The 20,214-nt window shown below is 46.0% G+C and carries 22 protein-coding genes; 2 read left to right on the top strand and 20 right to left on the bottom strand.

Annotation, left to right across the window (positions count from 1 at the left end; translation table 11 throughout):
- Positions 1–144: 144 nt before the first annotated feature.
- The 17 genes from AR334_RS27425 to AR334_RS27505 all read right to left on the bottom strand — a co-directional run bounded on the left by AR334_RS27425 (position 145) and on the right by AR334_RS27505 (position 15,087).
- Positions 145–906, bottom strand: coding sequence for a LamB/YcsF family protein (locus tag AR334_RS27425; RefSeq protein ID WP_066321793.1), 762 nt, complete (start codon positions 904–906; stop codon positions 145–147).
- Between the two features lie 25 nt (positions 907–931).
- A complete protein-coding gene (locus AR334_RS27430) occupies positions 932–1,168 on the bottom strand; it encodes an acetyl-CoA carboxylase (RefSeq protein WP_066321669.1) in 237 nt (78 codons plus the stop codon).
- Positions 1,169–1,183: 15 nt separating this feature from the next.
- A complete protein-coding gene (locus tag AR334_RS27435) occupies positions 1,184–2,161 on the bottom strand; it encodes a biotin-dependent carboxyltransferase family protein (RefSeq protein ID WP_066321674.1) in 978 nt (325 codons plus the stop codon).
- Positions 2,154–3,038, bottom strand: a complete 885-nt coding sequence (locus AR334_RS27440) for an allophanate hydrolase subunit 1 (protein ID WP_066321675.1) — start codon at positions 3,036–3,038, stop codon at positions 2,154–2,156. Before AR334_RS27440 ends, AR334_RS27435 begins: the two co-directional genes overlap by 8 nt.
- Positions 3,035–3,649, bottom strand: coding sequence for an NTP transferase domain-containing protein (locus AR334_RS27445; protein WP_066321676.1), 615 nt, complete (start codon positions 3,647–3,649; stop codon positions 3,035–3,037). The genes AR334_RS27440 and AR334_RS27445 overlap by 4 nt, the downstream gene beginning before the upstream one ends.
- A complete protein-coding gene (locus tag AR334_RS27450) occupies positions 3,646–4,746 on the bottom strand; it encodes an XdhC family protein (protein ID WP_066321682.1) in 1,101 nt (366 codons plus the stop codon). Before AR334_RS27450 ends, AR334_RS27445 begins: the two co-directional genes overlap by 4 nt.
- A 397-nt stretch (positions 4,747–5,143) precedes the next feature.
- On the bottom strand, positions 5,144–6,001 hold the full coding sequence (locus AR334_RS27455) for a xanthine dehydrogenase family protein subunit M (RefSeq protein ID WP_066321687.1): 858 nt from the start codon (positions 5,999–6,001) through the stop codon (positions 5,144–5,146).
- A complete protein-coding gene (locus tag AR334_RS27460; RefSeq protein ID WP_066321692.1) occupies positions 5,998–8,346 on the bottom strand; it encodes a xanthine dehydrogenase family protein molybdopterin-binding subunit in 2,349 nt (782 codons plus the stop codon). Before AR334_RS27460 ends, AR334_RS27455 begins: the two co-directional genes overlap by 4 nt.
- Positions 8,343–8,864, bottom strand: coding sequence for a (2Fe-2S)-binding protein (locus AR334_RS27465; RefSeq protein WP_066321693.1), 522 nt, complete (start codon positions 8,862–8,864; stop codon positions 8,343–8,345). Before AR334_RS27465 ends, AR334_RS27460 begins: the two co-directional genes overlap by 4 nt.
- A gap of 46 nt (positions 8,865–8,910) precedes the next feature.
- On the bottom strand, positions 8,911–9,363 hold the full coding sequence (locus AR334_RS27470; RefSeq protein WP_066321695.1) for a CoxG family protein: 453 nt from the start codon (positions 9,361–9,363) through the stop codon (positions 8,911–8,913).
- A 155-nt stretch (positions 9,364–9,518) separates the two neighbouring features.
- Positions 9,519–10,457: an ABC transporter permease subunit gene (locus AR334_RS27475; RefSeq protein WP_066321702.1), complete on the bottom strand. Its 939-nt coding sequence runs from the start codon at positions 10,455–10,457 to the stop codon at positions 9,519–9,521.
- Position 10,458: 1 nt separating this feature from the next.
- A complete protein-coding gene (locus AR334_RS27480) occupies positions 10,459–11,313 on the bottom strand; it encodes an ABC transporter permease subunit (protein ID WP_066321705.1) in 855 nt (284 codons plus the stop codon).
- 151 nt (positions 11,314–11,464) lie between these two features.
- The gene (locus AR334_RS27485) at positions 11,465–12,394 is read right to left on the bottom strand and encodes an alpha/beta hydrolase (protein WP_066321708.1); all 930 of its coding nucleotides are present in this window, start codon (positions 12,392–12,394) and stop codon (positions 11,465–11,467) included.
- Between the two features lie 110 nt (positions 12,395–12,504).
- Positions 12,505–13,053, bottom strand: a complete 549-nt coding sequence (locus tag AR334_RS27490; protein ID WP_066321711.1) for a GNAT family N-acetyltransferase — start codon at positions 13,051–13,053, stop codon at positions 12,505–12,507.
- A gap of 280 nt (positions 13,054–13,333) precedes the next feature.
- Positions 13,334–13,777, bottom strand: coding sequence for a hypothetical protein (locus AR334_RS27495; protein ID WP_066321712.1), 444 nt, complete (start codon positions 13,775–13,777; stop codon positions 13,334–13,336).
- A gap of 110 nt (positions 13,778–13,887) precedes the next feature.
- Positions 13,888–14,505, bottom strand: a complete 618-nt coding sequence (locus tag AR334_RS27500) for a DedA family protein (RefSeq protein WP_066321715.1) — start codon at positions 14,503–14,505, stop codon at positions 13,888–13,890.
- A 114-nt stretch (positions 14,506–14,619) separates the two neighbouring features.
- Complete coding sequence (locus AR334_RS27505; protein ID WP_066321720.1) at positions 14,620–15,087, bottom strand: SRPBCC family protein; 468 nt, start codon at positions 15,085–15,087, stop codon at positions 14,620–14,622.
- Between the two features lie 95 nt (positions 15,088–15,182).
- Here AR334_RS27505 and AR334_RS27510 point away from each other — a divergent pair, with 95 nt between their 5' ends.
- Positions 15,183–16,259, top strand: coding sequence for a Gfo/Idh/MocA family protein (locus AR334_RS27510; RefSeq protein ID WP_066321725.1), 1,077 nt, complete (start codon positions 15,183–15,185; stop codon positions 16,257–16,259).
- 44 nt (positions 16,260–16,303) lie between these two features.
- Here the strand turns inward: AR334_RS27510 and AR334_RS27515 are convergent, their stop codons facing one another.
- From AR334_RS27515 to AR334_RS27525, 3 genes are all read right to left on the bottom strand, one after another.
- Positions 16,304–17,173 (bottom strand): RNA polymerase sigma-70 factor, encoded by an 870-nt coding sequence (locus tag AR334_RS27515; protein WP_082693140.1) that lies wholly within the window; start codon positions 17,171–17,173, stop codon positions 16,304–16,306.
- Between the two features lie 11 nt (positions 17,174–17,184).
- Entirely contained in the window at positions 17,185–18,348 is a 1,164-nt protein-coding gene (locus AR334_RS27520) for an NAD(P)/FAD-dependent oxidoreductase (protein WP_066321728.1), read from the bottom strand.
- 145 nt (positions 18,349–18,493) lie between these two features.
- Positions 18,494–19,582, bottom strand: coding sequence for a CotH kinase family protein (locus AR334_RS27525; RefSeq protein ID WP_066321730.1), 1,089 nt, complete (start codon positions 19,580–19,582; stop codon positions 18,494–18,496).
- A 198-nt stretch (positions 19,583–19,780) separates the two neighbouring features.
- Here AR334_RS27525 and AR334_RS27530 point away from each other — a divergent pair, with 198 nt between their 5' ends.
- Positions 19,781–20,110, top strand: a complete 330-nt coding sequence (locus tag AR334_RS27530; protein ID WP_066321733.1) for a hypothetical protein — start codon at positions 19,781–19,783, stop codon at positions 20,108–20,110.
- Positions 20,111–20,214 lie beyond the last annotated feature (104 nt).

Raw genomic sequence — 20,214 nt, forward strand, 5'->3', positions numbered from 1 at the left:
GATTTTCTTGGTCGAAAAAAACATTTTAACACGGATCATGATTGATGACCTTTCTTTTTACACAATTATATAGACTTAATCCGTATGCCCCTCATTGGCGACAATTCCACCCGGTATTTCCACAAAACTGTCGCCAATACAATACTACAAAAATTCCCTAACTGGTCCCACGGTAATCCCCGCCACTTCAAGAGCAATCCGAATTTGTTTGATCAGTTTCGGCGCCCCGACGGTATCACCATGAATACATACCGTATGAGCCTCAACATCACCCTCTTCGCCATCTGGTGTAAATACCTTTTTCTCCTCAACCATACGTACCACGCGACGAGCCATGTCCTCATAGCTTTGAATAGTCGGCCCCGTCCTCGTCAGGATAATTGACCCATCTACAGTGTGCTCCCGGTCAGCATACACTTCGTACGCAATCGGGATACCCATCTCCTCCCCAACATGCGCCACCGCCGAATTATTTAACGCGAAGACAATCATTTTTTCGGAGACACCGGCGATCGACTCCAAAATCGCCCGCGCGAGTTTTTCATCGCTCATCGCCATCATGTAAAGCGCGCCATGCGGCTTGCAATGCTGCAGCTCGAGGCCATGCCGCTCGAGAAACCCCTTCAAGGCGCCCATTTGATAGACAACATAGTCTTTTACTTCTTCAGGGGTGCAGCTCATATAGCGGCGACCAAACCCCATTAAGTCCGGAAACCCGGGGTGAGCGCCAATCGCCACGCCATATTTTTTGGCGAGCTGAACAGTCTGGTTCATCACATGCGGGTCACCTCCGTGAAACCCGCAGGCGATATTGGCGGAGGAAATGTACTTCATCATTTCCTCATCATTGCCAATCTGGTAGAGTCCGAAGCTCTCTCCCATATCACAATTCAAATCTACCTTCATCGGCGAAATCACCTCCAACCCCCCACTATTTTAATAGAGCAATTTCCTGCCCGGCATCGACAATGTCTTCATTATTCACCAAAAATCCAGCTACGACGCCGGATTCTTCTACCCTTAACTCGTAAAAGGTTTTCATAATTTCGATCAATCCTACGATGTCTCCTGGATTCACCTGGTCCCCTTCCTGAACATATTCCGGCTGATCAGGGGACGGGCGGCGGTAAAAAACACCCGGCAGCGGCGCAATAATCGCTTTGCTCATACAACATCCCTCCTATTAACGAGAAGCAATGTTCTCGGCGATTTTATTTAACACAAGCTGGTTTTCCTTGCGGATCTGTAAGGCTTCCTCGAGGCTGACCGAAACAAACTTTACTTTTTCATTTGTCTTGATTTGTCCCATCCTGTTCAGGTCGGTGCTGATGACAGTGGCAACGGTCGCATAACCGCCACCGGTAACCGCATCATGCAGGAGCACAATCGGTTCCACGCCATCCGGCACCTGTATCGAGCCAATCGGATACCCTAAATCAGTCACATTGGACGGGTTGCTTCCTGCGCCAAACGGCTGTTCACGCTCAACGAATTGTAGGCGCTGCCCTTTATGTCGATAGCCGATGCGGTTCGCTTCCGGTGTAACCGTCCATTCAGTCTCAAGAAAGATTCTCTTACTTTCTTCTGTCAGCCGATAGCTGCATAACCCAACGATTACCCGGATTTCATGACTTCTTTCAAAAATAGGAATAAGCGATTCCGCAATCCTTGTCCCGGCCGCCACCTTCCGTTCATGTAGGTCTCCCGTGGCCAAAACATCGCCTTTAGCCAAAGCCCTACCTTCAAATCCGCCAATGCCGATCAGCGTGTAGGTCGAACGGGAATTCATCACGAGCGGCACATCGATTCCGCCCTCCACCGCTAAATAGATTCGCGCCCCTGTTTTAACAAAGTCAAATGACAGAACATCGCCGGCTTTAACAGCGAGAGTTTCCCACATTGGCACCGAGACCCCGTTGATTTTTGGCGGAATCAATCCTCCTGTCAAACTGATCTGCGTATCTTTTTCAAAAATAAGCTCGGGGCCGATATAAGTAATTTCAAGGACCGCGGCGTTGGGACGATTGCCGACGAGCATATTCCCGACACGGAGGGCAAACTGGTCCATGGCACCCGAAGGAGGCATGCCAATTTCATATAATCCGAGTCTTCCCTGGTCCTGAACCGTCGTTTGCAGCCCGGGCTTCAGCACTTTAATCATGGTACAACCTCCTCAACACCATTTCCGAGAAACGCTCCGGATTTTCCAATACCTCCTGCGGCGTAAACGTGATTTCTTTTTTTCGATAGGTGAAGGTTCCGGCTTCCACTTCTGCTCGCACGGCATCATATTCTTCCCTAGTGATGCTGCGGTAGCGGAAAATATCGCCCTGCTGCGGGAACACGATTGAGTCCTGGAAATCTGGCAATGTTTGTTCCTTTTGGTAAATGGGTGCCGGAGCAATTCCGTACATTTGATAACCGCCGGCGCCTTGAACCGGATAAATGACGGCAAACGCTCCGCCAAAGCCAAAGGTGCGCTCCGGGGTATAGGTCCGCGGCCGGACATATTTAGGCACTTCAATTTGTTTTTCCTGTCGGACGATTTGGAAGCACCATGGCAAGCCAGGCACGAAGCCAATCATTGACACAAGAAACGGCGCCGCATCGATCGCCCCAATAAATTCCTCCTTGCTGTTATAGCCGTTAATTCTCGCACTGTATTCGAGATCCGTGGAATTCGGGTCCTGATGGCGGTCGCGGAACATCATTACCGCTTCATGCGTCCAGGGGTCCTCGAATAAAACCGGAACATCCACAACCCGTGAGGAGATTTCGATGTCCAAATCTTTAATGCTATCTTCAATTTCCCTTAATTCTTTGATTAACCGATCAGGATGAAGAACATCAGGATCGACCCGCACCATATAGGAGGCGTTGGCAGGGCAAATATCGATAATACCCTCGAGATTTTGTTCCTTCAATTTTCTTGTTATCGCGATTCCCTTAAAATTCGCCTCCAAACTCATCGCTTCCGAGAGCTGGACAAAGACAAACTCGTCCCCGCCGTATTCGTAGCGGGTTTGCAATTTGCTCATTTTCTCACCTCTTCAATTTTTATTGCTTCCATATAAGCCTGAGGTGTGTCGATATCAAACACGACCCCTCTGTCCTCAGATTCTAGTAAAATACGATTCTTCATCTGTTTAATTAGCGGTTTTGCCCCGAGGTCCCCTTGTAACGAATGCCAGTTTAGCTGCTCAAAATGCCCGATGAAGACGGGGTGACCGGGCTGTTGATGACAGATGGGCTGGACTACAAACGGTTCATTAAAGGTATCTTGAAGTTGTGCCCCGGTTTCGCAGACTTGCTCAAAAGTCCCTGGTTGGATCAGCGGCAAATCCACAAGCATCAGTAGAACGCTGTCATATTTTCCTTCCGCATGTTGCAATCCGCATTTTAATGAAGCGCTAAGCCCCTCCTGAAAATCGTCACATATGATAAAACTTACACGCTGATCGTGACTCGAAACTTTTTCTAAAATGCGATCGGTCTCATGGCCCAGGACAACAATGATCTCCGCAACCGGCAGCCTGGCTAGCTGATCCATTTGGTGCTCCAACAGTGTCCGGCCTCGCCACTCCAACAGCGGTTTTGGATAGTTCATTCTCGACGACCTTCCGGCAGCCAGCAGGATTGCCGCAATCATGATTTTTTCTCGGCCAATAAGCGTGTCGGTTTATGAATAAACGCTTTTTCTTTTAAAAAGCCACCCTGGTGGCCATTTCGGAATGCGGTGATTTCCGCCATGATGCTTAAGGCAATCTCCTCCGGGGTTTCCGCGCCGATGTCAAGGCCAATCGGGCTGTGAAGTTTTTCCAGCTGCTTGTTTGAAAAAGTGGTTCCCTGTTCCTTCAAGTGATTCATCAACTTTGCCCTTCTAATCCGCGGACCCAATAGGCCGACATAAGGGGCATCCGATTTTAACGCAACGGCCAAAGAGTCCATATCCCGCTCCAAGTGATGGTTCATGATGACACAATAGGTCCGACTATCGATTTGACCCGTCTCGCCCAACAGGCTGTGGGCCGTCGGAAACCGTTCCCTTGTGTTAAAAGCAGGGCGCGGGTCAATGATTGTTGTTTGAAACCCGAGCGTGCAACCAAAATCGGCCAGCGGAAGCGCGTCATGGCCCGCACCAAATAGGAAAAGCTTTGGCGGCGGAATGGTAACATCAAAGAACACGCGGACTTCTTCCCCGGTCTTTTTTGTCAAAAAAATGGTCTCTGATGTAGATGTTTGCTGCGCCAATTTCTGCGCTGCCATCATCATGGTACTTTCTTGTAAAATTTCATCAGCCCAGTTGTCGCCGAAAACATTTGCTTCCGTCACCAGCAGTGGCCTCTCCTCGGACTCGAGAAGTTTGCAAACGACAATCGCTTGATTTTTGGTATAAGCATCGGCCATCTGCTCACCCAACCTCGAGGAATCAATCGGCTCTATCAAAATTTCCACTGTACCGGGGCAGCCCAGCCCAAGCCCCCAGACAAGGTCCTCGTCCAATTCGTATTTCTTTAGAATCGGGTTCCCCGAGCTGAAAACTTCCTCGGCCGAGGCTGCCACATCGGCCTCTAAACAGCCCCCGGAAATCATCCCGTGGTAATCCCCATTTGGTTCAATGATCATCTTCGCGCCTTCACGTTTATAGGCCGACCCCTGAACCGTGACAACAGTTGCCAACACGCCAGGTTGCCCATTTTGTATCATGCTTGATAAAAGCTCGGTAATTTGCCGGTTCGATAACATTTCGTACACTTCCTTGTATGGGAACTTTCAAGATTAATAGATTTTGGTAAGCATTTTGCAAATTTGGGTTCGTAAATTAACATAATCAGAGCAAAAACCTCAGTTTTCATCCGTAAAGCCTATTAAAATTGGTCATTTTTCGACTGTGGAAAAATATATCCGCGGCAAATTGAGATATATCCGCGATAAAACCCAATATATCCGCGTTAATTCGAATATATCCGCGATAATTTTGATATATCCGCGATAACCAGGAATATATCCGCGATAGCATTTTTACAGTCAAATTCGGCCGAAGTTTTCCAACCAGCAATAGAACTCTAAAAGCAAAAGCCAAACCACAAGTTTCTTAAAAACCTTTCCTCGGTGGTTTGGCTTTCTATGATGTCAGTTCATCCTACCCCAATACCTTTCGCAAGGCCCGCTCGGTATACACCTTGCAAAGGTGGGACCGGTACTCGCTCGAGGCAAACAGGTCTTCGCCCATGTCGCCATCGGCAGCAGCGAGACTTGCTGCCTGCTTGATATTTTCTAACGTTGCAGGTTTTCCGAACAAGAACTTTTCAGCCTGCTCGGCGCGGAAGGCGCAATCTCCCGCCCCGGTAATCCCGATGCGGACATGATTGACGAGGCTGTCCGCCGTTTTACCGGCAACCGCACACACGCCGACCACCGCATATCCGGATGCCGGGTGGAAATATTTTAAATACGTACTTTGCGTCCCTGCAGGAGGAACGGCAAAGGAAATCGCCGTCACGACACTCGTTTCCGGAAGGCTCGTGATAAACGGCCCAAGCAAGAACTCCTGAATCGGTACCTTCTCCTCGCCGTCCTCGCCCGTCAGGTGTACCACTGCGTCCAACGCAAGTGCCACAGCCGGCAAATCTGCCGATGGGTCGGCGTGGGCAATATTGCCGCCGACGGTGCCCTTATTGCGTACCTGCATATCGCCAATTTGCTTGGCCGCTTCCGCCAATACAGGCAAATGAGCAAGCACCACCGGGTCCTCGGCAACCTCCGCATGGGTGGTCAGCGCCCCAACTACCAGCCTACTGCCAACAATCCCAACGCCCTTCAACTCATTGACATCGCCAATATCAATCAATGTGCCCGGGTTCGACAACCGAAACTTCATCAGCGGGACCAGGCTGTGCCCGCCGGCAATCAGCTTGCCCTCGCCATTGCTATTTTTCAATAATTGGATCGCCTCCGGTATTGATGCCGCCCGTACATAATCAAAACTGACAGGGATCATTTCACAGCCCTCCCTTTTTGTATCGCCTTCCACACCTTTTCCGGGGTAAGCGGCATTTCCAAATCAATCACGCCATATGGCTTCAGCGCATCCATCACTGCATTGACAACCGCAGACGGTGCAGCGGTCGTTCCTGTCTCGCCAACACCCTTTGCCCCTAAAGGATTAACCGGGCTTGGCGATTCAACGAAACTTGACTCAATCATCGGGAAAAACTTCGCCTTTGGCATCGCATAATCCATGAACGTTCCTGATAACAACTGGCCTTTTTCGGAGTAGACGGTCTGTTCCCACAATGCCTGCCCGATGCCCTGCGCCAGACCGCCATGAACCTGGCCCTCAACAATCATCGGGTTCAGGATACGGCCGACATCATCGACTGAAACATATTTCTTCAATTCGACAACACCTGTTTCCGGGTCAACCTCAACGACACAAATATGAGCCCCGAATGGGTAAACGAAATCCGGCGGATCGAAAAAGCATTGACCTTCCAAAGCCGGCTCCACACCTGCCGGCAAATTCCAGGCATTGTTCGCCGACCAGGCAATCTCTTTAAAGGTCCGCTCCTTGCCAGGGAAGCCTATTACTTTAAACGTGCCATCCTCAAATCTAACTTCCTCAGGCGATACCTCCAGCTCGTGAGCGGCAATTTTCTTCGCTTTTTCAATCACGCGGTCGGCCGCAATCGCTAACGCCCCGCCTGCCACCGGTGTAGTCCGCGAACCGTACGTGCCCCAGCCCATCGAAATCATATGGGTATCACCGTGGAACAACTCGACATCCTCGATTGGGATACCAAACTTTTCAGCTACTACCTGTGCAAACGTGGTTCCTTCACCCTGACCGTGCGGCGACGCCCCGGTTAATACCGTTACCTTGCCGCTTGGGTGGACACGGACCGTACAATTTTCATAAAGCCCGCCGCCAAAGCCAATGGCCCCGGCCACTGCTGACGGCCCTAGCCCGCATAGCTCTACGTACGTGGAGATGCCAATTCCCAGTAAACGGCCGTTTTTCCGTGCCTCTTCCTGTTCTTTGCGCAGCACGGCATAACCTGCCGCTTCCAAGGCCTGCTCAAGCACCTTTTGATAATCTCCGGAATCATAATTGCAACCCATTGCATTTGTATACGGAAATGATCCTTTCGGCACTAGGTTTTTCTGACGGACTTGGACTGGATCCAAACCAATTTTTTCGGCAAACAAGCTTACGATTCTTTCAATCTGATAAGAAGCTTCCGGTTTTCCGGCACCGCGATAAGCGTCAGTTGGTGTCGTGTTGGTATAGACGCCAATCGTTTCCGCCTGGGCATATGGAATCGTGTAAGCACCTGTCACCATCAACCCGAAATCAATCGTCGGCACCCCTGCCCCCATCGTCGATAAATAAGCGCCAAGATTTGCCACATTGCGGGTGCGAATCGCGAGAATCTTTCCATCCTTTGTCCCTGCCAATTCGGTGGTTATCACTTGGTCACGTGCATGGCTGGTCGCGAGGAAATGCTCCTGGCGATCCTCGATCCATTTCACCGGCTGCTTTAAGTCCATAGCCGCAAAAGCCGCCAACGCTTCCTCGGTATAAACGGCAATTTTCGCGCCAAAGCCGCCGCCGACATCCGGGGCAATGATCCGCAATTTTGTTTCCGATATCCCCAATGCCTCCGAATACTGTAACCGATGAATATGCGGATTTTGCGACGTGCACCAAAGCGTCAATTCGCCGCTTCCCGGGTTATATTGCGCCACTGCTCCCCGCGTTTCCATTGGGTTGGCCGCAACGCGCTGCTCATAGAATCGCTGCTTAACTACGACCTCGGCATTGGCAAACACTTCCTCCGGCACTTCGCCCGCTTTCCACGTAAAAGCTACATTACCAGGTACATCATCGTAAATCACCGGGGCCGATGCCTCGATGGCTGCCTCCTGATGTACGACCGCTGGAAGCACTTCGTACTCCACATCGATTAAATCTAAGGCGTCAGAAGCTAAGTACCTGCTTTCAGCGATGACTACAGCCACCGCTTCTCCGGTATAATTGACCTTATCCATTGCAAGCGGAACGCGGTCCTTGGGGATTAAGTCACAGCCCGGCACTAGCCAAATCGAGCGAATCGGCTTGATTTTATCCTGTACATCCTTGCCGGTATAAACAGCGACCACCCCAGGAAGCCTCAAGGCAGCATCCACGGATATCCTTTTAATCCGGGCATGTGCATGCTGGCTTCGTTTGATCGCCATATACAGCATCCCAGTTAATTTAATGTCATCGGTGAACTGCCCGTTTCCGGTAATCAACTTTGGGTCTTCTTTTCGCTTTAGCGGCTTGCCGACGACCTTTGTCATATGCTTCCCCCCTCTGCCGGTACGACTTGTGATTGTTGCTGGGAGTTTCGAATCGTTTCGGCAGCCTGTTGAACAGCTTTTACAATAAACTGATATCCAGTGCAGCGGCAAATCACACCGTCAAGGGCATCTCTGATTTCCGCCTCGGACGGATTTAGATTATCCTGCAGCAAACCGTTGACGGCCATCATGATCCCGGGCGTACAAAACCCGCATTGCAGCCCGTGTTTTTCCCAAAATCCCGCCTGAATCGGATGAAGCTGTTCAACCGTGCCCAGTCCCTCCACAGTTTGAATCTCAGCTCCATCTGCCTGGACCGCCAGCACAGTACAGGATTTCACGGCTTTGCCGTCCATCATCACTGTGCAGGAGCCGCATTGGCTCGTGTCACAGCCGATGTGCGTCCCGGTTAGGTTAAACTCATCGCGCAGTAAATGGACAAGCAAAAGTCGAGGTTCAACCTCTGCCAGCTTGACTCTCCCATTTACTTTCACTTCGACATTCCATTTTTTCTTCACCCAATCTACCTCCTTTTTCAAAAAAATAAAGCGCTTTCGAAACTGGTTAGATTTCATTCTGCATTTCTTTTTCCGCAGTTTTGAAAAATTGCCCAAGAATGACTTTTGCGACACCCCCCATTACTCGCTGACCGACCGAGGCAAGCACACCCGTCACTTCGATTTCGGCGACACAGGTTATCTTTGTACCCCCTTCTTCTTCCTCTGCCTCTTCAAGAATCATGTCTGCTATGGCATCAATCTCCCCGGGTTTGCCTTTCCCTTTCACCAACAACCGATAATAGGTCAGTGGGATTTGATCTACCTGCTGGACTTCTGCCGAAAACAGACCCTTGACCGGGCCCGTATTCAGCCCCAGTTCTGCTGCATAGATACCGCTATGCATTTCTTCAAATGACTGGCAGCCTGGAAGAGAACTTCTAAGAACCCTGTCATCCTGTATGTACCGCCATACAATGTCCTTTGGTAAGTCGAAGGTATAGCTGTATTCAATTCTCAACTTTTCCCCTCCTTTGGAATGACTGTTTTGGTATTTTTTATAGAAAATAGCCAAAATTGGTACACTTATCCTATTCTTACGAGCTGTTGTACCCTATTATTCTAAGAATTTAAAATTAAACGGAGATAATAGAAAAAAGGATAACCGACATGCGGTTATCCCTTGAGTTGCTCGTATTTTTGTTTTCTTTGAACATATTCTTTAAATGAATCGTTTATAAGTGCAACACTAATGGCTGTCATAATAAAAAAGGCAATTGGCACGAGTACCATCCATTGGTATGCATAAAGATAGCTGATATTGCTCCCAATCAAGCCGGACCATTCATAAGATAGGGAGCGCGGCGGCGTCCCATCGTCACCGAGAACGCCATATGGAACATTGGTCCCGCCAAAGAAGAGATTCATAAACCCAAGATGTGCCATAAGCTGCAGGGTTTGAATAAACTGCTGTCCGAACAATAAAATCCATTTTTCATAAACATGCGGGACAATGTGATTAAAGAAAATACGGAGCTTGCCGGCCCCAAGCGTTTTTGATGCCTCGATAAATGTCTCATTGTAGACTAGCCTCATGTCATTTGCCAGGTGAATCGTCACGTTTGGTACGGCCACGATGACCAGGATCAACGTTTGGAAAAGCGCCCGTTCCCAAAAAGGTGTAGCAAACCCGGACATTGGCATCCACAAGACACTGTACAGTATAAAAAATACGATAATCGTTTGGGGCACGACTGAGAATGGTTCAAACACCGTTTTCATTCCATTGAATATTGCTGGTTTTGATGAGAACATAAAGGAACTGAAAACAAGTGAGACAATTAATCTTAGCAACGCAACGACCAAGGTAATCCCAATGGTGTATTTGGCACCGACAATCATCATTTCTCCCATATCATAGCCGAATTTATCGGAACCAAACAGAAAAACGGTGAACGGCGGGTAGGGAGGCGCGTCAAGCAGATTTCCCTTTTCATCGTAAAAGAATTTTACTTGTCTAATCTCTCCATCTAAAAATAAACTCCAGCAAAACAAGATTGATAGGAAAAGAAAACTGATGACAAATCGTTTCCTTTTTATTAAAAACAAAATCATCCTATGGCGTGCCCCTTCTACGATCAAAACTTACCCATTCATAAACCCGGTAAAGCAGGAAAAAGGGGACAAAAATCAGGATACAGCCGATGACAAATGGGTCCGTCCCCACCAACATGGCCCGCATTAGGCCATTCATATTAAATAGGTAATCTATGACCAATAATGTCGACAGCATTGACCAAAATACGGTTTTGGAAGTACCGAACAATCCATCTATGATGTTTCTCAAGACGTGAATGTTTAAAATATAGGAAAAAGTCAAACCCTTGGCCTTGGCCAATTCCACATAATATTTTTCCAATTCTTCTTCAATGTGATGAATGATCACCTTAGTGATGTAAAAGCTGATTGGAACACTCAAACAGATAACCGGAAGCAAAATCGCTTTTTCCCGTACCGATACGACAGTGGCTAGCTTAATCCCTGTATTTTTATAAATTATAATTACAGCCAGCTGCAGCAACAGGATTAACATCAAGTCAGGGATGGCCTCAGCGATTTCAAGAAGATTTTTGATTCTTTTCATTTTGTTTTTAAAAAAGAAAAACGCAACATAGGATAGAAAAAATGCGATGGAACTGGCGGCCAGAATCCCTAATCCCAGTATCTTCATAGATTCTATGTATTTATCAAATATTGTTGGAAAAATTGGGTTTGTCCCATCGATTGTTAATGGTGTAAATTCAATCAACCTTTGATTAAACTCAATGAGGGCTTGAAAATACCCGGATGGGTTAAACGTTAAATTTTGAAAAAGGATTGGAAAAACACCGATTAGAATGAGCACTTCGACCGCAATGACGCATTGCAAGATCAAAATGATGATCTTCCCTAAAAAACGAACAGCCTTCATATGTACCCCTTTCTTCATTCATATTATGGAATTTTTACTATTTTTAGGTAAAATGGCATTTCTATTATACATATTTTACTATTTTTTGGCGATTATTAACTAAAAAAAAGTGTTTGGGAATACAACCAGCCAAACACTCATTTTTTTAATATTATTTTTCAAATGCGTTCCTTAATGCTTCACCGGCCTTTTCCAAGGCAACTTTACCTTGGGCAATAACGGCTGACATACTGACAAAGCCATGAATTGTCCCATGATAGCGGATTGTTTCCACTTTTACACCTGCTTCGGCGAGTTTCTTTGCGTATGCTTCACCTTCATCCCGTAATGGGTCGTACTCAGCAGTAATGACTAATGCTGGAGGAAGACCTTGGAAATCTTCATAAAGCATTGGTGAGACAAGCGGGTTCTGTTTATCTTCTTCACCGTTCAGGTAGCAGTTACGGAACCATTCCATCGTGCCTTTCTCCAGGAAATAGCCCTGTGCATTCTCAACCATTGAAGAGGTTGGTTCTCCGCCTACATTCGTGCTTGGATAAATGAGAAGCTGAAAACAAATAGAGGGTGAGTTTTTGTCTTTTGCCAGATTGGTCACAACAGCGGCGAGATTTCCTCCGGCACTGTCACCACCAACAGCAATTCGGTTACGGTCCACTTGGAAATCTTCTGCATGGTCATACACATATTGAACCGCGGCATAGGAGTCCTCAACTGCAGCAGGAAATTTATGTTCAGGAGCCAGGCGGTAGTCGACGGAAATAGTCACGCAGTTGGCGTAGTTGGTTAAAGCGCGGCAGATATCGTCATGAGTGTCTAGATTGCCGATTACCCAGCCACCGCCATGGTAGAAAACTAATGCTGGATTTTCCGTTTTTAGTTCTTTAGGGTAATAAACACGGACAGGGATGTCCGTTGCCGGTCCAGGAATCGTCCGATTTTCCACCTTCCCTACTTCTTCAAGAGCACCCTGCGGCAATACAAATGCCTGTCTTGCCATTTCCGGTGACAAAGTCTCCATTGGAGGAGCCCCAGCAGCAGCCAATTGGTCTAATACAAATTTCGTTTGTGGATCAAGTGACATCTCTTCGCCTTCTTTCCATCGAAATTTAGCTACAGTATATAAATTTCGACAAAATCCAAATATTTCCTTCTTCAAGTATTAAAAAATAGAAGAGGATATCACAATGGTGTTCACTTAAAAACCGGATTTACTTCCCATTCTTCCCTCAACAGCCCCATCCTAATAGAGTCATAGTATTCCCCGTTATAGTAGCGGCATTTGCGCAGTCTTGCTTCCATGGTCATCCCGAGTTTTTCACCGACCTTAATCATTCGTTCGTTTCCGGACCATGTTGTAAATCCAACACGCACCAATGGCATACTATTAAACAAGTGACTGATCCACAGCCTTATTGTTTTCGTCCCATACCCGCCGCTCCAATAACGGGGATCATAAATCACAATCCCCATTTCCAGCCAATTGGATGATTTATGCTCCCAATAATAGCCGACCGTACCAACCACCTTATCATTCACCACGATTGCCCAGCGGTCTTCCCTGTTTACCCAGCTGTCTCTTTCGGTCAAAAATTGCTCATATGGCATCGAGTTATGCTCGTAGTAGGGAGCATCCCATTTCTTCCATTCCGGCGAATCTTCTTTATAAATCAACTCCCAAAGAACCGGCAAGTCTTGGTCGGTTATATGACGTAAAATTAATTCGTTATCTTGATAATGCATGTTATCCAACCTTCTTCCGTAACAATAGTAATCAGAAATCAGAGTAGTTACGAACAAATCGATTTCTGTTTGGAATTCTTCCTGGATTTTTAACACATCAGGATGAATCTTATATGTTTTCGATTATCCGATATGCCTTCCTCGTGGATTCATTATTTCCCGGACCCTCCCGCGGAATGTCCTTATGTAATTCATAAAACAGATTCAATGTAGACCCCTCCTCTATACGCTAAAAAAGGACCTTATTTTACAATAAAGGTCCTCACGTAATAGCAGTCCGTTAATGTGCATGGGGTTTCCTATGCCATCCAAACTTTCCTTGATTGATATACTCGTCCATTAACAAAAAACCCAATGCAATTTCAATAAGCCCGAGAGCCAAAAATGTCGGTTGAAGCCAGCTTTCCCAGCCAATCCAAGAGACCTGCGCCCCAATCCATATCACCATGGCAATCCCGAGAGTCAAAGTAATGATTCCAGTAAACGGATTTTTTTTGAACGCTAGTAAGGCTCCAATTAAGCTGGCTACTCCGTTGATCAAAAATAACGCAATTCCAGGGATTAAAAAGTCAGTAAATGGGGAATTCCTCAAAAGGTCCAGCGGCAAACCGACCCCTGCTCCACTCGGGTCCGTCATAAGCCCATAACCAGCCGCCGCGGCCCCAAGTCCAATGAACATTAATAGAGCCCCAGTAACATAGGATAAAACCGTTAACTTTTTCATTTGCTCCAACTTCTTCCGAATTAGATTTGGAATAATTTTCGCCGAAACAAATGGAGTAGTTTTCCATCTCTATTATACTTCACTTACTTAAAATAGAGAATATTAAGATTTCATACTTTGTTCCATTTACCATGTTTCTTCAAGTATCTAAAAATCATGAATACTATTAAAACCCCTAGGATTCCATAGATGAAGTTTGAAACATCATCCACTTTCCCCGTAATCGCTTCCCAGTTCTCTCCCACGCTCGCCCCGAGACGAATCAGGATCGTATTCCAAATGATAGTGCCAAGCGTCGTAAACAATAAGAATATCGAAAAATTCATTTTTGCCATGCCGGCGGGAATGGAAATCAAACTGCGGATGAGGGGAATAAACCGACACAAGAAAACAGTCCACATGCCGTATTTGTTAAACCAGGCGTTGGCTCGGAACAAATCTTCTTTTTTTAATCGCAGCCATCTGCCATGCCGCTTAATAATTTTTTCAAATCTGTCACTGTCCAATGTACTTCCCAAGAGATATAAAATAATCGCACCAAATAAAGACCCTATTGTAGATGAAATAATCACCCCTGTTACGGTCAAGTGCGTTTTAGATGTCATGTAGCCGCCAAATGTAAGAATTACCTCAGAGGGAATCGGCGGGAAAATATTTTCAACGGCAATCAGAAAAAATACGCCAAAGTAGCCAAATTGTTCGATTAAATCGATGACCCAGGTTTCCATTTTATCCTCCAAAAATCTTTCTATTTCCTGTTTATTTACGTTAGCGTAATTAAAAAGTTCCCGATCTTCTGCAAATATTGCTATCCGTCCATTTTTATGAGGATTTATTTAAATTTATTCAGAACCTGCTACTTCTGTCTCTTTTGCCTTTTTTATAACAAGTTTTCTAAGTTTCTTCAAAGATCTTGTTGTATCTAACCAGACAAAAAACCATGTAAGCCAGTCCGCAGAGAATTTGCTCTTCTTTGTATCAAGGTTGAAACGGGTAATCATCCTGGTCCCAGTTTCAATCTCCTGAAACATCCAGGTTCCACCTCCAGTTGGAATAATCGCAGGCTTTACTTGTTCAATTCGAAGTATCGATTGTTTCGGCGGGTTAAACAGGATAAATTTTGCTTTTCCAACGGGTCGAAAGAAAAACACACGAAATGTAATCGTAACTTCCGCGCCATTTTCTTGCGGACCATGAACCTGATAATTGGCAATTCTCACGTCCCATGAAGGCCTTAAATCCGGATTTTGGGCTATTTTCCAAACGAGTTCGATTGGTGCCGGAATATCGACCGAAAATTCAAATTTCATCGCCATTCCCCCTATTTTCTTAATTTCTAAAAATTCGCCTTTTTCCTTTGTTCGATTTAAACTAAAATTATCCAATTAAAATGGAGGTCGTGATCATGCAGAAAATTAAAGTTGGCATTATTGGTACCGGGTTCGGTGCAAAGGTACATGCGCCGATGATGAAGTTTCACGAAGGCTTTGAAGTTGCTGCCATTGCAAGTGTATCAAGAGGCAATGTGGAATATGCAAAAACTGTAAGTGGAGTAGAAAAAGTCTATACCGACTGGAAGCAAATGCTCCAGCAAGAATCGCTTGACCTTGTTGTTGTGGCCTCTGCTGTTCATTTACATAAGGATATGGTGTTGGGGGCCTTCGAGAAGGGACTGCATGTCGTTTGTGAAAAACCGATGGCATTAAGTACGGCAGAAACGATCCAGATGATGGCAGCCAGAGACAATGCTGGGAAACTCGGTCTTATCAACCATGAATTCCGCTTCCTTCCGGCCCGCCAAAAAGTGAAGGAAATTTTGGATGGCGGCAGCCTTGGAAAAGTTTTGCATGTCCGTTACCTTTGTACGTTCCAGAATTATCTCTCACTTATGGCAAACCCGCGCGGCTGGCTTGCCAAGGAAGAAACGGGCGGCGGGATGCTCGGTGCCCTAGGCTCGCATATGACCGATTCTCTTCATTGGTGGTTTGAAAGCCGGTTCTCTGAAGTGTTTGCCAATCTTCCCATTCATGTGCCGACCCAAATCTCAGAGGATGGGACAGTTGAACACCGTTCTGCCGATGATGCTTACCAAGTGATAGGCAAGCTTGAAAACGGAACCACCGTCACGATGGAGCTTGTGTCAGCTACGCGCCAAACTGCCAACACATGGCGATTGGAGATTTTTGGTAGTGAAGGTACACTTGTGATGTTGGACGATCATCAGGTTTTCCTTGCTTCAGGCGATGCCCAGCTCGAAAAAGTCGAGCTGCTTCCGGATTTAACATCACCGGTAGATATGCCAACGGTCGCTGCCCGGTATTACAACGGGTTTCATCGTGCACTGGATGCGCTTTATGAAACGGTCACATCCGGAATTAAGCATCCCTACCTAGCTGATTTTCAACATGGTCATGAAACTCAAAAGGTATTGGATGCTATCAGATTATCCGCTAAGGAAGGCCGCAAGATTACTATTCTATAAAATTTCGCAGGAACCATTCGTAAAATGGAATGGTTCCTTTGTGTTTAAATGTGTTTCAGTTTCTCAGGATTCCTAACTACAAAAATTTCTTGGATTCGGTTATTTAAAACACGAAAACTAATGACATTCTGTACATTGTCTACCCCTACAGCAACCACACCGGTCTCACCATTTACATTTGCTATTTGAACTTTAGCCGTATTTGCTCCACTCGTGTCCAGCTGTTTGGTCAGGCTCTTGATAAACCGAATCACGAATGTCCTTGTATGAATCGGTTTAATGGCAGCAAACACATTGCCGCCGCCATCTGCGTACAGGGTGATATCATCAGACAGCAGATTCTCCAGTTGTTTTACATTCCCTTCAAATACGGCTGAAAGGAAACTGCCGATAATCTCCTCGTTCCTGTCACTTTTTGCTTTGATTTCTTCCTCTTCCAATTCGGGAAGCTTCTTTTTGACGCGGCTAAAAATTTTTCGGCAGGTGGTTTCCGTTCGCCCTACAATTTCTGAGATGGCTACGTATTCATATTCCAGCACTTCCCTCAGAATGAAAACAGCACGCTCGATTGGTGTTAATTTTTCAAACAGAAGCAGTGCCGCAAAGGAAACCAGTTCTCCTTTCACAACTTCGACATACGGATCATTTTCCTGAACAAGGAGTGGTTCCGGAAGCCATGGCCCGATGTATACCTCACGCTTCTTCCTGGCTGATTTAAGATAATCTAGACAGGCGTTGGTGACCATTTTACATAGATAGGCTTTTTTATTGACAATTTTGGCCAAATCTACTTCGCCTGCATGGAGAAACACATCTTGAATAATATCCTCGGCATCGGATACCGTGCCTAGCATTCGATAGGCAATCGAAAACAGCAGTGATTTATACTCTTGATAAAGTTCGTCCAATGCCATTCAGCTTCCCCCTATTGAAACAAACTGGCCATATTCCATGTATATTCCCGAACCTTTGCCCCAAGTCTTCCAGAGAGCACAAAATCGATTCCCCACTTTTGCGCCCAGGTAAATCCGTTCTCAGGACCTAGTCCTATACAATATAAATCCGGGTACGTCTTATGAGCTTCGGAAATAGTACCCTCTATATCAGCTTTAATGATTCTTGCCAGTCTTACAGCCTGGTTGAAGGCTTCTTTACAGCTCATCGCCGCGATTCTTCCATCACGGGGATCCACCACATGAACGCAGTCGCCAATGGCATAAATAGTTTGTGAGTTTTTAATGCGGTACCAGGAATCGGTCAGCAGTTTGCCATTTTCATGCAGCGGCAAAGGAAATTTTGTTAGACTCGGGTGTGGTTTAAGACCTACCGTCCAGATACAATAGTCTGCATCCAATTGAGAACCATTATTAAGCGTAATCATTCCTTCTTTGAAGCCATCAGCTTTTACCTGATGAAAGACCGTTACCCCAAGTTTATTTAACCGCCTTTCAAGCTGGTAACCAACCTTTTCTGGAATATCTGAGAGCAGGCGATCCTTGTTATCTATTAATATAACTTCCACTCCGGATGGGTCCTTTCCTGCTGCGTGTGCTTCTTTCTTTAACCACGAAACAATCTCAGCAGATGTTTCAATTCCGGTAATTCCGCCGCCAACCACGGCAACCCTTAGTTTTTTATCTCCCGATTGGATTCTAGCTAGTAGGTCCTTTCTGATTTGCTTCGCAGACCCCATGCTGTCGAGGGTCACCCCGCCATGTGCCAGGTCCATTTGCTGCGGTACACTTCCTAACGCAAGGACTAGGCGGCTAAAGGGAACCTCTTGAATGTCGCCATTTGGGCTGTTGACTTCTATCGAAGATCTGCTTTGGTGAATGGCTGTAAGTTCACCTCGGATAAATTGAATTCCATCCCCGCAATATTTAGTAAATGGGACTTTTAGACTATGATTATTCTCTTCCACAATTGCTTTGAATAACTTCACCTTTTTTAAATGATAATCATTTTTATCTACCAAAATGATATCCAAATCCTTCATTAACCCTGTTGAAAACAACTTCCGCAAATGATGAATCAGATTTATTCCAGCATAGCCTCCGCCAACCACCACAATCGTTTCTTTTTCATGCATATAAAATCCACCCCCTTTTCACTTTCTGCACACATAACGATTGGAGGCGGTGGTTTGTGACCAAAACACAATAAAATAGGTGAAAACATAGCAAAGGGTGTCAGGCACCATGTGAAATTTTCACAAGGTACTTGACACCCTTTCCCTAATCCAATTTGTACAGCCTGCTCTTTAGGTAACTTCTTCTTCCGTTGATGTAGTTTGTGATAATTTGGAGTTCTTGATCGAATTGGTCGATGGTTTGGTTTTTGTAAGGGTCATTCATGACAAAGGGGCGGATGAATTGGAGCAGTGCTTCGGCCCGCGGTCTCATATATTCTACGGTAAATTGCTGGTTCATGACGTCAACTAACAGCCTTTGGTACTGCTTGCGAAACACGTCTACGTCAAGAATTCTTGCACTTAGCGTATTGAACCCTGTTATGGGCACATAATCCGCCTCCATGATTTTCCCGTTCACGTCCCGGCCCCAAGTAGCATCATAATCCCACGGAATCATTTCGAATAATCCGCTGTGCCCATTCCTGTATAACGCATAATTATGAACAAAGCCATCGTAATTCGAGGTGAAAATGATCCCGGCCATCCAGCGCAAGTATTTCTCCACGTCTATATATTTAGGGATATCCCGCCCAAATTCTTGTCTAGGAATCGTATTTATGTTAAAAATCAGTCTCTCCAGGTAAATATCGTCAGAGGTTGCACCATACTTTTTTTCATACCCCTGTTTCAACGATTTTTTCGTTTCCTTATCCAGGTCGCTCATCAGGGAAAAATTGGCATCACCGTCAATTGCATAATAAATGCTTCCTTCCGGTAGTCCTCTTCTGGTTAAAAAGCCCTCATCGACCGATTCGAGTTCCAAATAAACTCCCTCTGCTTTTCCATTAAGGGTCAAAAAAACATGCCTAGCTTTTGGCGCCAATGTGCCAATGTCCGTAAAAAAATCAAAGGAAAGCTTATTGCGGATCATCGATGGGTCTTTATACTCGGCATTTAAATGAATCTCTCGCGATCCGCGATATGTTTTTGGTTTATAGTAATAAAGCTGATATGACTTTTTGGGAAACTTGCGGATATGGGACCCACGGTAGGAGAGGTCCACCTCCAGTTTTTTTCCATCAATCGTTAACTTGGCCGGCAGCGGTTCATCAATCCAGATATCCCGCCTTAATTCCTTGAAGTCGATAGGATTAATGAAGACCTTATAATGCGGCAGTTTGGCATTGTCCATCCTAACACCTCCCTCCCCTTATTTTTATGTTGAAAATGGGGCAACGTCACGTTTTCCATGCATTTTTTCACCTCTTAGGCTTTTGTCCGATACAAATGCAAGAAGGGATACGTAAATTGGTAAAAGAGGAGTGGGTTTCTAACCAAATGCAACATGTCGCTTCTTACTCCCTTTTCAATTTTAAAAGGAGGTGCAAAAATGGCAGAGAGAGAATTTTCACCCGAAGATATTCAACGTGGTGCAGATGAAGCAAGACGCAGCGGGTTTGGCGATTTTATGTTTATGGACCCCGGCCGGCATCGCGGCACTTCAAGGCACCGCATGACTTCACGTTCTAGTTCCATGACAACAAGGCGCCGCACGTCCAGCAGCCGCCGCTACACTTCAAGAAGAAGAACGTCCCGTCATCACCTTAGCGGTTTAAGCTGCAGCCCTTGGCGGAATACGGCCAACGGCAGACATCAGGCTAAAGGCTGTTGGAAGGACGGGAATATGTGGATATTTAGAAGACGGAAAAGAAGATACTAAAGTGTTTGGGAAAGGAGTATGAGCCCTTTCCCATTTTTAATTCGCAAAATGGTTGTTTTTTCCTATAAAACAATTAAAATGAACTATAATCTCATTTTGGAAAT

This window comes from Bacillus sp. FJAT-29814, assembly GCF_001510715.1.
In the GTDB taxonomy this organism is placed as follows: Bacteria; Bacillota; Bacilli; order Bacillales; family Cytobacillaceae; genus Neobacillus.

Coding starts and splice junctions, on each gene's coding strand:
- AR334_RS27485 (WP_066321708.1), bottom strand. CDS start 12,394: ATGTCACTTGATCCACAAACGAAATTTGTATTAGACCAATTGGCTGCT.
- AR334_RS27505 (WP_066321720.1), bottom strand. CDS start 15,087: ATGAAATTTGAATTTTCGGTCGATATTCCGGCACCAATCGAACTCGTT.
- AR334_RS27435 (WP_066321674.1), bottom strand. CDS start 2,161: ATGATTAAAGTGCTGAAGCCCGGGCTGCAAACGACGGTTCAGGACCAG.
- AR334_RS27475 (WP_066321702.1), bottom strand. CDS start 10,457: ATGATTTTGTTTTTAATAAAAAGGAAACGATTTGTCATCAGTTTTCTT.
- AR334_RS27480 (WP_066321705.1), bottom strand. CDS start 11,313: ATGAAGGCTGTTCGTTTTTTAGGGAAGATCATCATTTTGATCTTGCAA.
- AR334_RS27490 (WP_066321711.1), bottom strand. CDS start 13,053: ATGCATTATCAAGATAACGAATTAATTTTACGTCATATAACCGACCAA.
- AR334_RS27455 (WP_066321687.1), bottom strand. CDS start 6,001: ATGATCCCTGTCAGTTTTGATTATGTACGGGCGGCATCAATACCGGAG.
- AR334_RS27450 (WP_066321682.1), bottom strand. CDS start 4,746: ATGTTATCGAACCGGCAAATTACCGAGCTTTTATCAAGCATGATACAA.
- AR334_RS27460 (WP_066321692.1), bottom strand. CDS start 8,346: ATGACAAAGGTCGTCGGCAAGCCGCTAAAGCGAAAAGAAGACCCAAAG.
- AR334_RS27525 (WP_066321730.1), bottom strand. CDS start 19,582: ATGGACAATGCCAAACTGCCGCATTATAAGGTCTTCATTAATCCTATC.
- AR334_RS27510 (WP_066321725.1), top strand. CDS start 15,183: ATGCAGAAAATTAAAGTTGGCATTATTGGTACCGGGTTCGGTGCAAAG.
- AR334_RS27515 (WP_082693140.1), bottom strand. CDS start 17,173: ATGGCATTGGACGAACTTTATCAAGAGTATAAATCACTGCTGTTTTCG.
- AR334_RS27530 (WP_066321733.1), top strand. CDS start 19,781: ATGGCAGAGAGAGAATTTTCACCCGAAGATATTCAACGTGGTGCAGAT.
- AR334_RS27440 (WP_066321675.1), bottom strand. CDS start 3,038: ATGAGCAAATTGCAAACCCGCTACGAATACGGCGGGGACGAGTTTGTC.
- AR334_RS27520 (WP_066321728.1), bottom strand. CDS start 18,348: ATGCATGAAAAAGAAACGATTGTGGTGGTTGGCGGAGGCTATGCTGGA.
- AR334_RS27445 (WP_066321676.1), bottom strand. CDS start 3,649: ATGATTGCGGCAATCCTGCTGGCTGCCGGAAGGTCGTCGAGAATGAAC.
- AR334_RS27430 (WP_066321669.1), bottom strand. CDS start 1,168: ATGAGCAAAGCGATTATTGCGCCGCTGCCGGGTGTTTTTTACCGCCGC.
- AR334_RS27500 (WP_066321715.1), bottom strand. CDS start 14,505: ATGGAAACCTGGGTCATCGATTTAATCGAACAATTTGGCTACTTTGGC.
- AR334_RS27495 (WP_066321712.1), bottom strand. CDS start 13,777: ATGAAAAAGTTAACGGTTTTATCCTATGTTACTGGGGCTCTATTAATG.
- AR334_RS27425 (WP_066321793.1), bottom strand. CDS start 906: ATGAAGGTAGATTTGAATTGTGATATGGGAGAGAGCTTCGGACTCTAC.